At 64.9% G+C, this 11,499-nt stretch carries 9 protein-coding genes and 1 pseudogene; 8 read left to right on the forward strand and 2 right to left on the reverse strand.

Translation table 11 applies throughout. The annotated features are described in order from the left end of the window. Positions 1-117: 117 nt before the first annotated feature. From ML401_RS11290 to ML401_RS11305, 4 genes and pseudogenes are all read left to right on the forward strand, one after another. Positions 118-1,500 (forward strand): ethanolamine ammonia-lyase subunit EutB, encoded by a 1,383-nt coding sequence (locus tag ML401_RS11290; RefSeq protein WP_285811976.1) that lies wholly within the window; start codon positions 118-120, stop codon positions 1,498-1,500. A gap of 156 nt (positions 1,501-1,656) precedes the next feature. Then, positions 1,657-3,243: a B12-binding domain-containing radical SAM protein gene (locus ML401_RS11295; RefSeq protein WP_211417710.1), complete on the forward strand. Its 1,587-nt coding sequence runs from the start codon at positions 1,657-1,659 to the stop codon at positions 3,241-3,243. Then, positions 3,240-4,011, forward strand: a pseudogene (eutC, locus tag ML401_RS11300) (ethanolamine ammonia-lyase subunit EutC). The gene ML401_RS11295 and the pseudogene eutC overlap by 4 nt, the downstream one beginning before the upstream one ends. A gap of 207 nt (positions 4,012-4,218) precedes the next feature. Further along, positions 4,219-6,585 carry an RND family transporter gene (locus tag ML401_RS11305; protein ID WP_285811977.1) on the forward strand — a complete coding sequence of 789 codons (2,367 nt, stop codon included), beginning with the start codon at positions 4,219-4,221 and terminating at the stop codon, positions 6,583-6,585. Between the two features lie 28 nt (positions 6,586-6,613). Here ML401_RS11305 and ML401_RS11310 read toward each other — a convergent pair whose 3' ends face one another. Both ML401_RS11310 and ML401_RS11315 read right to left on the reverse strand, forming a co-directional pair. Beyond that, positions 6,614-6,973: a hypothetical protein gene (locus tag ML401_RS11310; RefSeq protein WP_285811978.1), complete on the reverse strand. Its 360-nt coding sequence runs from the start codon at positions 6,971-6,973 to the stop codon at positions 6,614-6,616. Positions 6,974-7,147: 174 nt separating this feature from the next. Beyond that, positions 7,148-7,645 carry a hypothetical protein gene (locus ML401_RS11315; protein WP_211417707.1) on the reverse strand — a complete coding sequence of 166 codons (498 nt, stop codon included), beginning with the start codon at positions 7,643-7,645 and terminating at the stop codon, positions 7,148-7,150. A 460-nt stretch (positions 7,646-8,105) separates the two neighbouring features. Between ML401_RS11315 and ML401_RS11320 the strand changes: the two genes are divergently transcribed. The 4 genes from ML401_RS11320 to hpnE all read left to right on the forward strand — a co-directional run bounded on the left by ML401_RS11320 (position 8,106) and on the right by hpnE (position 11,494). Further along, a complete protein-coding gene (locus ML401_RS11320) occupies positions 8,106-8,339 on the forward strand; it encodes a hypothetical protein (RefSeq protein WP_194407084.1) in 234 nt (77 codons plus the stop codon). A gap of 188 nt (positions 8,340-8,527) precedes the next feature. Then, complete coding sequence (gene hpnC / locus ML401_RS11325; RefSeq protein ID WP_211417706.1) at positions 8,528-9,412, forward strand: squalene synthase HpnC; 885 nt, start codon at positions 8,528-8,530, stop codon at positions 9,410-9,412. Next, a complete protein-coding gene (gene hpnD / locus ML401_RS11330; RefSeq protein ID WP_194407086.1) occupies positions 9,402-10,241 on the forward strand; it encodes a presqualene diphosphate synthase HpnD in 840 nt (279 codons plus the stop codon). The genes hpnC and hpnD overlap by 11 nt, the downstream gene beginning before the upstream one ends. Next, positions 10,241-11,494: a hydroxysqualene dehydroxylase HpnE gene (hpnE, locus tag ML401_RS11335; RefSeq protein WP_194407087.1), complete on the forward strand. Its 1,254-nt coding sequence runs from the start codon at positions 10,241-10,243 to the stop codon at positions 11,492-11,494. The genes hpnD and hpnE overlap by 1 nt, the downstream gene beginning before the upstream one ends. The last annotated feature ends 5 nt before the right edge of the window (positions 11,495-11,499 follow it).

An 11,499-nucleotide genomic window follows, 5' to 3' on the forward strand; every position in this document is an offset into this window, starting at 1 on the left:
CCGCCGCCTCCGTCCTTGGTCGAAGGAAAGGCAAGTTATTTCAGCGTCTTGATCAGAAGGTAGAGTTTCAGGATAGTCCCTGCGTCGGCCGTTGGCCGACCACCCTCGGAGAGGCCCTTGGTCTACCGCCACACCATCGACGCCACGACCCACATTTTCCCGGACCTGCGCGATCTCCTGGCCAAGGCGACGCCGCCGCGCTCCGGCGACCGGCTGGCCGGGATTGCCGCCGACACGGCCGAGCAGATGATCGCGGCGCGGATGGCGCTCGCCGACGTCCCGCTCGCAAAATTCCTGCAGGAAGCCGTCATCCCCTATGAGGCCGACGAGGTTACCCGCCTCGTCATCGACAGCCACGACGCCAAGGCCTTTGCCCCGGTGGCATCCCTGACGGTTGGGGCCTTCCGCGACTGGCTGCTGTCGGACGCCGCCACGCCGGAGGTCCTGAAGACGCTGGCCCGCGGCATCACCCCGGAGATGGCGGCAGCGGTCTCAAAACTGATGCGCAACCAGGATCTGATCCTGGCGGCACGGAAATGCGAGGTCACCACCGCCTTCCGCAACACCATCGGCCTCAAAGGCCGGATGAGCACGCGGCTGCAGCCCAACCATCCGTTCGACGATGCCAGGGGCATCACCGCCTCGGTCCTCGACGGCATCCTGCTCGGGGCCGGCGATGCCTGCATCGGCATCAATCCGGCGAGCGACGATCCGGCCGTGATCGCGCAATTGCTGCGGCTGCTCGACGAGATCATCTCGCGGCTGCAGATCCCGACGCAAGGCTGCGTGCTGACCCATGTCACGACGACGCTGTCGCTGATCGGGCAGGGCGTGCCGGTCGATCTCGTCTTCCAGTCGGTTGCCGGCACCGAGGCCGCCAACCGCAGTTTCGGCATCGACCTTGCGCTTCTCAAGGAGGCGCAGGAGGCCGGGCTGTCGCTGCGGCGGGGCACCATCGGGCAGAACGTGATGTATTTCGAGACCGGCCAGGGCTCGGCGCTGTCGGCCGGCGCCCATCACGGCGTCGACCAGCAGACCTGCGAGGCGCGCGCCTATGCGGTGGCCCGCGCCTTTGCGCCTCTCCTGGTCAACAGCGTGGTCGGCTTCATCGGCCCGGAATATCTCTATGACGGCAAGGAAATCATCCGGGCGGGGCTGGAGGATCATTTCTGCGGCAAGCTGCTCGGCCTGCCGCTCGGGATCGACATCTGCTACACCAACCATGCGGAAGCGGACCAGGACGACATGGACAATCTGCTGACGCTGCTCGCCGCCGCCGGCGTCACCTTCATCATGGGCGTCCCCGGCGCCGACGACGTCATGCTGAACTACCAATCGACGTCTTTTCACGATGCGCTCTATGTCCGTGACGTCTTCGGCTTGCGCCGCGCGCCGGAATTCGACGATTGGCTGGCTCGGTCGGGCATTACAGGCGCCGATTTCCGGCTTGCCGGCGATGCAGGCCTGCTGCCCGATTTTGCCTCGCGGCTGATCGCGTGAGGCGGTGCGCAGCGCCAAACTCCCCTCGAGGAAACTATCTGCGCCTCCCGGAATTATGCTTGTGCCACAATATTGAGAAATTCCGGCGGCAGCATTACGCTATGTGTCTGGCTGGCAATTTCCGCAACATCAGTCGAGCGTGGCGGGGGAGCTTAGATGCGAGCTGAAAGTAACGGAACGTCCCGGCGGATCCTCTGTGTGTTTCCGCGCTACACCTCCTCGTTCGGCACGTTCGAGCATTCCTATCCGCTGACCGACGGTGTCCGTGCCTTCATGCCGCCGCAGGGGCTGTTGCTGATCTCGGCCTATCTACCTGGGGATTGGCAGGTCAAATTCGTCGACGAGAACCTGCGTCGTACCACCAGGGAAGAGTTCGAATGGGCCGAGGCGGTCTTCGTCAGCGGCATGCACATCCAGCGCCAGCAGATGAACGACATCTGCCGTCGCGCCCATGAGTTCGATCTGCCGGTCGCGCTCGGCGGCCCCTCCGTCAGTGCCTGTCCCGACTATTACCCGTCGTTCGACTATCTCCATGTCGGCGAGCTCGGCGATGCCACCAACCAGCTGATCGAGATCCTGTCGCGCGACACGGCGCGTCCAGACGAACAGGTGGTCCTCACCACCAAGGACCGCGTGCCGATGACGGAGTTTCCGATCCCGGCCTACGAGCTTGCCGACGTGAAGAAGTACTTCCTCGGCAGCATCCAGTATTCCAGCGGCTGTCCCTATCAGTGCGAGTTCTGCGACATCCCCGGTCTCTACGGCCGCAACCCGCGCATCAAGTCGCCGCAGCAGATCATCGCCGAGCTGGATCGTCTGCGTGAATGCGGCATGACCGACACGGTCTATTTCGTCGACGACAATTTCATCGGCAACCGCAAGGCGGCGATGGATTTGTTGCCGCACCTGATCGAATGGCAGAAGCGGACCGGCTACGTCGTGCGGCTCGCCTGCGAGGCGACGCTCAACATCGCCAAGCGGCCGGAGATCCTCGAGAAGATGCGCGAGGCCTACTTCATCACCATCTTCTGCGGGATCGAGACGCCCGATCCCGACGCGCTGAAGGCGATGCAGAAGGACCACAACATGATGGTCCCGATCCTGGAGGGCGTGCGCACCATCAACTCCTACGGCATGGAGGTGGTTTCGGGCATCATCATGGGGCTCGACACCGACAAGCCGAATACGTCGGAGGCGCTGCTTGGCTTCGTCGAGGAATCGCGCATTCCGCTGCTCACGATCAACCTGCTCCAGGCGCTGCCGAAGACGCCGCTGTGGGACCGGCTGGAGCGCGAGGGTCGTCTTGTCCACGACGATGGCCGCGATTCCAACGTCGACTTCCTATTGCCCTATGACGAGGTCGTCGCGTCCTGGAAGCACGCCATGGGCGTCGCCTATGAGCCCGAGAGGGTCTACGCGCGCTTCCAGTACCAATGCGACCACGTCTATGTGCACCGCCTGAAGATGCCGACACCGGACGAGATGAAGACCTGGCCCAATATCCGGCGCGGCCTCGTCATGCTGCGCAACATCTTTTGGAAGGTCGGCGTGCTCGGCGACTACAAGCGCGTGTTCTGGAAGTTCGCGCTGGGGCGCATCAAGCGCGGCGATCTCGAAGGTCTGATCGGCTGCACCCTCATCGCGCATCATCTCATCACCTTTGCGCGCGCGGCCTCCAGCGGCAGGCAGAACGCCTCGAACTACTCGATCCGGCTGCGCGAGGCCGCCGTTCCCGCCGAATGAGTGATCCGTCCGTTCCGGCTCGCCCGATCATCGACCTCAGGTCGTTCACGCCCGCGCGCGTTGCGCTCGGGCGCAGCGGGGCAAGCGTGCCGACCAAGGCGCTGCTCGATTTCACGCTCGATCATGCCCGCGCCCGCGATGCCGTGCATGCCGCCTTCGATGCGCCGCGTCTGGTCGCCGATCTCGCAGGCCTCGGCCTCGACGTCACCGAGGCGAGGAGCCAGGCGGTCGACCGCGGGGATTATCTGCGGCGGCCGGATCTGGGGCGACGGCTCGAGCCCGGCTCGGCCGATGTTCTGGCGCGAGCGGCTTCCGCGCCATGCCAGCTCGCGCTGGTGATCGGCGACGGCCTCTCCGCGGCGGCGGTCCACGCCCATGCGGTGGCCCTGGTGAGGCGGCTGCTGCCGTTGCTCGCCGAAGGCGATGCTGTCGCGCTCGGCCCTGTCGTCGTCGCCTCAGGCGCGCGCGTTGCGCTCGGCGACGAGATCGGCGCCCTTCTCGGCGCGCACATGGTGGTGACGCTGATCGGCGAGCGGCCCGGCCTGTCGGCGCCCGACAGTCTCGGTGCCTATCTGACCTTCGCGCCCAAGCCCGGCCGCACCGATGCCGAGCGCAATCCAACACGCCGGACTGAGCTATGACGAGGCTGCCTGCAAGATCGCCTGGCTGGTCCGCGAGGGGCTGGCGCGCCAGGTCAGCGGCGTGGCGCTGAAGGACGAAAGCGCGGACCGCGCGCCGCGTCGAATTGGCACATTCTCGGCCGGATGACCCGCGCAGGACCCAAAATCGCCGCATCTTGATCGATTCGCCCACACTTCGCCTGCTTGCGAAAAGACCAGTTGACCTGCTAAACCCCTCGCGGCGATTTTCCGCGCATTTTCAAAGGGCAAGCCTCCCATTGGTATGGCATTTTCAAGCCGTTCGCGGGGCGCAACAAGCTCTCAAGACCGAGCCGATTTAGGAACTGGATAAGGCATGCTCGAAAAGCACAGCGAGAATGAGGTTCATGTCGACAAGGTCGAGCAGGGACCTACGTCCTCGATCGCCTTCGGGCTGGAGCGTCTCGGGCTGATCGCCGTCCGGGCGCCGATCGTCTCCTGCATCGTCCTGCTCGTCCTGATCGTCGGCGCCGTGTTCGGCATCCACCGGATCAAGATCGACGATTCGCTGTCGCAGCTCTTCCGCTCCGACAGCCGCGAATTCCACCAGTATGAAGAGGTGACGAAGAAGTTCCCGGCCGAGGAATTCGACGTCCTCGTCGTGGTCGAAGGCAAGAACCTCCTGGCGCGGAATAACCTCGAGAAGCTGCGCGACTTCGTCACCGACATGCAATTGGTCGAAGGCACGCGCGGGCTGGTCTCGCTGTTCTCCGCGCGCCAGGCGCCTGCACCGGGCAAGCTGCCGGCGGCCCTGTTCCCGGCCGAGCTGCCTCAGGGCGCCGACTACGACAAGTTCATCGAGACGGTCAAAAACAACGAGATCATCCGGGGCAAGCTGTTGTCGGAAGACGGCACGCTGGCGCTGATCGTGCTGTCGCTCGATCCGGAGGTGGTGGCGTCCAGCAGGCTGACCAAGACCGTCGCCGACATCCGCGCGCTGATGAAGGAGGATCTCAGCGATACCGGGCTCAACGTGCAGCTTTCCGGCGTGCCCGTGATGCAGCTCGAGATCCGCAACGCCGTCGAGCGCGACGGCCTCACCTACAACATCCTCGGCATTCTCGCCGGCTGCATCATCGCCATCATCTTCTTCCGCAAGATCTCCTTCATGGTCGCCGCGGCGTTCCCGCCGATGATCGCGATCCTGCTGGCGCTCGGCGCGCTCGGCTGGGCCAATTTCAATCTCAACATGTTCCTGAACGTGATGACGCCGCTCATCATGGTCATCAGTTTCTCGGACTCGATGCAGCTCACCTTTGCCGCGCGTGACCGGCTGATCGCGGGCCAGGACAAGTTCACCGCGTTCAAGAACGCCGTGCTGGTGGTGGGACCAGCCTGCGTGCTGACGCATGGCACCGCCGGCATTTCCTTCATCGCGCTGCAGTTCTCCAACTCCGACCTGATCCGCAAGTTCGGCGAGGCGGGTCTGGCCGCCACCATCATCGCGCTGGTCGCGGTGCTGTCGCTGGTGCCGGTGTTCGGCGTGCTGCTCGTGCGCAACGAGAAGACGTTCGCGGTCAAGTTCCAGGGTGCGGATGCCGGCGTCCAGGCGCTGCGCAATTTCTGCTACTGGATCGCGGTGCGCATGGTCGGCCGGCCCGGCCTGTTCAGCCTGATCGCGGTGCTGTTCGTCGGCGGCCTCGGCGTCATCTACGCCAATCTGGAGCCGCGCTACCGGCTCGCCGACCAGGTGCCGGACAAGCGGCAGGCGGTCGCCGCCAGCGACCGGCTCGATGCCAAGCTCACCGGCGCCAATCCGGTCAACGTGCTGATCCAGTTCCCGAAGGGTGAATCGCTCTATTCGCCGGAGACGCTCCAGACTATCGCGGACGTGCATGCGACCGTGGAGAAGGCGGCCGGCGTCGGCAATGTCTGGTCGGTCGAGACCCTGCGCCGCTGGCTGGCGGAAAAGGCCGGCAGCGCCGACGTCGCGACGCTGAAGGAATATGTCAGCGTCATTCCCGAGCATCTGGTGCGTCGGTTCATCGACGCCGAGCAGGACGCCGTCGTGGTCGCCGGCCGCGTGCCGGACAAGGATTCCAGCCAGCTGTTGCCGATCGTCGACAAGCTCGATGCCGAGCTCGACGCCGTCCGCAAGAAGCATCCCGGCTATGAGGTCGCGGTGACCGGTCTTGCTGCGATCGCGGCACGCAATTCGGCCAGCATGATCGAGAAGCTGAACCGCGGGCTCACCGTCGAATTCGCGCTGGTCGCGATCTTCATCGGCCTTGCCTTCCGCTCCTGGGTGGTGATGTTCGCCTGCATCCTGCCGGGCATCTTCCCGGTGGTGATGTCGGGAACGGTGCTTTGGGCCATGGGCGAGGGCCTGCAATTCGCCAGCGTGGTCGCGCTCACCGTCTCGTTCGGCCTGGGCCTGAGCGCCACCATCCACTTCCTCAACCGCCTGCGCCTGGAGAGCAAACCGGGCGTCGGCTCGGCGCTCGCGGTGGAGCGGGCGACCGTGCTGGTCGGACCTGCGCTGATCCTGACCACGGTGGTGCTGGCCTGCGGCCTCGTCGTCACCGTGTTCTCCGACCTGCCGTCGCTGCGGCTGTTCGGCTGGCTCAGCGCCTTCTCGATGGTGATGGCCCTCGTCGCCGACCTCTTCATCCTCAGGCCGACGGCGATGTGGCTGATCAATTTGCACGGCAAGCTGCAGGGCACCGACAAGCCGGCGATCTGAAACTGGGACGGCGGACGTCGCCCAGCGCTCACGCCTCGATCCGAACGATCCCGTACGGATTGAACTTGAAGTCGGCCTCGGCGTAGTCCCGTTCGCGCGACAGCGTGAGCCTGCGATTGCGCAAGGTCTCATCGATGCCTTGCTCGGCCATGGCGTCGGCGATCTCATCCATCAGCAATGCAGACCACGCTTTCGGGAAGACACGGTCCCAGCACACGCCGAACGAACGCGTCATGTTCGCATCGGGCCTTGCTTGCGAATGGGTGCGGTCGATCTCGAAGCCGAAATCGGCGATGGTCTTGGCCACCGCCTTCGGCGGCTGCAGCAGGTTTTCATTCATGCCGAGGAAGCAGAGCACGTGACGCGGCTTCACGGACGAAGGCTGCATGCTCGCTCCAGGCGGGTCATCGGCGAAGGCGCGTGGCCACGAAGAGCCCGGCGGCCTTGAGCAGATGTCTGCGGATCGGTCCATCTCGGCAAGTCGTCTCGGTGAGTCCATGTCAGCAAAAAGCCCCCGGCTCGCGAGAACCGGGGGCTTGATACTCATCGACGCGAGATGAGATCAGCTCTTCGTCATGGTGATGTTGACGCCGCGGATCTCGCCCTTGGACGAGATCTGCACCGTTTGCTTGGTGCCGTTGGTGCGCAGCGAGAGGTTGGCGGCAAAGCCGTTGGCCTCGACGAACACGTCGATCTGGCCGCCGCCGGCGGTGCCCTGCAGATTGCCGAAGATGTTGCGGCTGGACTCGCTCCAATTGCCGGAGATGCGCTCGCCCTGGCTCGTCACATCGCTGGTGAGGTCGAATTTGTAGCTGTCGGACGCGCAGTGCAGAGCCTGCTTCAAATTGAGGCCGCTGCCGGCGACCTTGTAGTCGGCCTTGCAGCGAATGCGCTCGGTGGAGCCGTCGGACAGCGACACCGTGCCGGTGCCGGTCCAGGCGCCGTCGAAGCCGGCAAACGGGCCGGAGGACTGAGCATGGCTTGCCGAAACCGAGAAGAGCAGTGCCGCCCCGATGCCGGCCGCCTTGATTGCCAGTCCAGATCGCCCAAAGAATTTCATCTCAAATATCCCGTTTTTAGAACGACGCCCGCTCACGCTCGAGAACGTCTCGCCACATCGAAAGTTTAGTGCTCCGAGCCGGTGTCAGGTTCAAAGCCAGGCTGCCAGAGATGGCGGTTCACAACGCCTCGCGCCAGGCCTGGATCCGCCGATTTGCTCTGTTTCGGTATGTTTCCGGCGGAAAAGGCCGCGCGGAGAGATGCAGCTCTGCAACAGGTATGCAGTAAAACGCAGCGGTCCTGAATTATGACGTAGTATCAACCTCTTACATCTGCCAATGAAGGTTGAGGGAAGACCTGATTTGGTGGGCGCGGCGCCAATTTGGCCGCATTTGCCAGTGCTTGTGCCTTCTCCGAGGCCGCTACCGCGCGGCGACTTGCCATCAGAACAATCCGTTCCGGTCGTCCGCCCTGTGCAGTCCGGGTTCGGTGCGATTCTGCCGTCAGAATGAAGGAATACAATGCGTAAGCTTCTCGTCGCTCTCACCCTGCTGTCGGCATCTGTTTCGACGGTGGCGTTCGCCCAGCAGGGGCGTGGCACCGAGTCCGAGCAGAAGGCCTGCACGCGCGACGTGCAGAAGTTCTGCCGTCCGGTCATCGACCAGGGCGATTTCACCATCCTGGCCTGCCTCAAGGAGAACCGGTCCAAGATCTCGCAGGCCTGCGACCAGGTCCTGAAGAACCACAACCAGTAAGATCGGCCACTGGCCCACAAAAGGCGGCCTCGAGTGCCGCCTTTTCGGGCCCGATTCGCGGAAGGGCAGCCATCGCCAGACAGGATTGGTTTTGCGGCCGTATTCCCCTATATGGGGGCCGCGGCGGATCGCCGGCATGAGCCCGCGAGAAGAAGCCTTTCTATCCAAACGATTGTAGCCAGCCCTCGATGACCTCTGCGAGCGAATTGCGATCCGGCAAGGGAGACCGCGACGAGAATTTTCCCGTCGCGTCCTGGATCATTCATCCGCGTCATCGCGCCCTGATCCTGGCGTATTACAATTTCGTCCGCACCGCCGACGACATCGCCGACCACGCGACGCTGCCGCCCGACCAGAAGCTGGCCTATCTCGACCTGCTCGAGGCGGAGCTGCTCGGCAAGGGCGACACCCAGGCAGAGGCCGTCAGCTTGCGCCGTGCGCTCGCCGAGCGCGGCATGGCGCCGCGCCATGCGCTCGACGTGCTGATCGCGTTCCGCATGGACGTGACCAAGCTGCGCTATGAGACCTGGGACGAGGTCATTCACTATTGCCGCTATTCGGCGATGCCGGTCGGCCGCTTCATGCTCGACGTCCATGGCGAGAGCACCTCGACCTGGGCGGCATCGGATGCGCTCTGCGCGGGCCTGCAGATCAACAACCATTTGCAGGATTGCGGCAAGGATTTCCGCGAGCTCAACCGCGTCTATCTGCCGCGCGATGCGCTGGCAGCACACGGCGCCTCGGTCGAGCAGCTCGGGCTTTCACAGTCGCCGCCGGCGATGCTGGCCTGCCTGCAGGCGCTCGCCGCGCGCAACGAAGCACTGCTCGACGAGGGCAGGTCGCTGGCTGCGGAGATCCGGGATTTCCGTCTCGGCATCGACGTCGCGGTGATCCAGGCCTATGCCGACCGCATCGTGCGCCTCTTGAAGGTGCGCGATCCGCTGCGCGAGCGGGTGCATCTGAACAAGTTCGAGCTGCTCGTCTTCAGCCTTGCCGGAATGCTCGGTGAGGCCGGCCGCCGCGCGATGGGACGCAAGGCCATTTCCAGACCGGGGACCGCACATGACGCTTGAGGCGACAGCGCCCGGCGCCAATTATGGCTCGACCGCATCCGGCAGCTCCTTCTACGCCGCGATGCGCATCCTGCCGCGCGACCAGCGCGAAGCGATGTTCCAGATCTACAGCTTCTGCCGCCAGGTCGACGACATCGCCGATTCCCATGGCCCGCGCGAAGAGCGGCTCGCCGCGCTGCAGGAATGGCGCAACGACATCGACGCGCTCTACCAGGGCAATCCGCCGCCGCGGCTGAAGGACTATGTCGCCTCGGTGAAGACCTTCGGCCTCAAGCGCGAGGATTTCCTGGCGATCGTCGACGGCATGGAGATGGACGTGCCGCAGGACATCCGCGCGCCCGACATGGCGACGCTGGATCTGTACTGCGATCGCGTCGCCAGCGCCGTGGGACGGCTGTCGGTGCGGGTGTTCGGCCTGCCCGAAGATGACGGCATCCAGCTCGCCTATCATCTAGGCCGCGCGCTTCAGCTCACCAACATCCTGCGCGACATCGACGAGGACGCGGGTCTCGGCCGGCTCTATCTGCCGCGGGAGGCGCTGCTGCATGCCGGCATCACCTCCGACGATCCGAACCGCGTGATCGCCGAGCGCGCGCTGCCGAAGGTCTGCCTGCCGCTGACGCAGCGTGCGAAAGCGCATTTCGAGAAGTCGGACGAGATCATGAACCGCAACAAGCGCCGCACCGTGCGCGCGCCGCGGATCATGTCGAAATACTATCATTCCATTCTGGATCTCCTGATTGCGCGCGGTTTCAATGCGCCGCGCCAGCCGGTGCGTGTGTCGAAGATCACACGCATCCTGATCCTGCTCCGCTACGCTTTCATCTGATGCAAAAGACAGCTCACATCATCGGTGCTGGAATTTCCGGCCTCTCCGCCGCCGTGCGGCTCGCCAATGCCGGCTTCAAGGTCGCCGTGCACGAGGCGACGCAGCAGGTCGGCGGCCGCTGCCGTTCCTATTTCGACGGCGCCACCAACCTCACCATCGACAACGGCAATCATCTGCTGCTGTCGGGCAACAGCCACGCCCGCGCCTATGCGCGCGCGATCGGCACCGAGGCCGGCCTCGTCGGCCCGGAGAGCGCGCAGTTTCCGTTCGTCGACCTCAAGACCGGGCAGCGCTGGCAGATCGATCTCGGCACCGGCCGGCTGCCGACCTGGGTGCTCGACGAGGGCCGTCGCGTTCCCGATACGGGTCTCACCGATTATCTGAAGCTGGCGCCGCTGATCTGGGCGTCGGAAGAGACGCTGGTCGGCAAGTCCATTCCGACCGAAGGCATCCTCTATCAGCGCCTGGTGCAGCCGCTGCTGCTGGCGGCGCTCAACGTCGATCCGCCCGAGGGCTCGGCCGGGCTCGCCGGCGCGATCGTGCGCGAGACGCTGCTTGCGGGCGGGCAGGCCTGCCGTCCGCTGATCGCGCGCGACGGCCTCAGCGCCGTGCTGATCGAGCCCGCTGTGAAGTTTCTGCAGGATCGTGGACACACCGTTCAGCTCGGCCATGAGCTGCGTTCGTTTGCGAGCGGCGACGGCAAGGCCAGTGCGCTGCACTTCGGCGGCGAGGACGTCATCCAACTCGCTGAGGGCGATGTCGTCGTGATGGCGGTGCCGCCGCGCGCCGCCGCCGGCCTGCTGCCGGGGCTGAAGACGCCGACCGAATTCCGCGCCATCGTGAATGCGCATTTCCGCATCACGCCGCCGGCGGGCTCGGCGCCGATCCTCGGCGTGATCGGCGGCGTCGTGGAATGGCTGTTCGCGTTTCCGAACCGGCTGTCCGTCACCATCAGCAATGGCGACCGTCTGGTCGACATGCCGCGCGAGGAACTCGCGCAGAGCATCTGGAACGACGTCTGCAAGGCGGGCGGGGTGTCGGGGGAGCTGCCTCCGTGGCAGATCGTGCGCGAGCGCCGTGCCACATTTGCGGCGACGCCGGCGCAGAATGCCCTGCGCCCGGGGCCGGTCACAGCGCTGAAAAACCTGTTCCTTGCGGGGGATTGGACTGCTACGGGATTGCCTGCAACCATCGAGGGATCAGTCCGGTCCGGTGATCGCGCCGCCGATCTGGTTCTGGCCGCCAAAGGATAGGCGGC

Source organism: Bradyrhizobium sp. 62B (assembly GCF_030272265.2).
Taxonomy (GTDB): Bacteria; Pseudomonadota; Alphaproteobacteria; order Rhizobiales; family Xanthobacteraceae; genus Bradyrhizobium.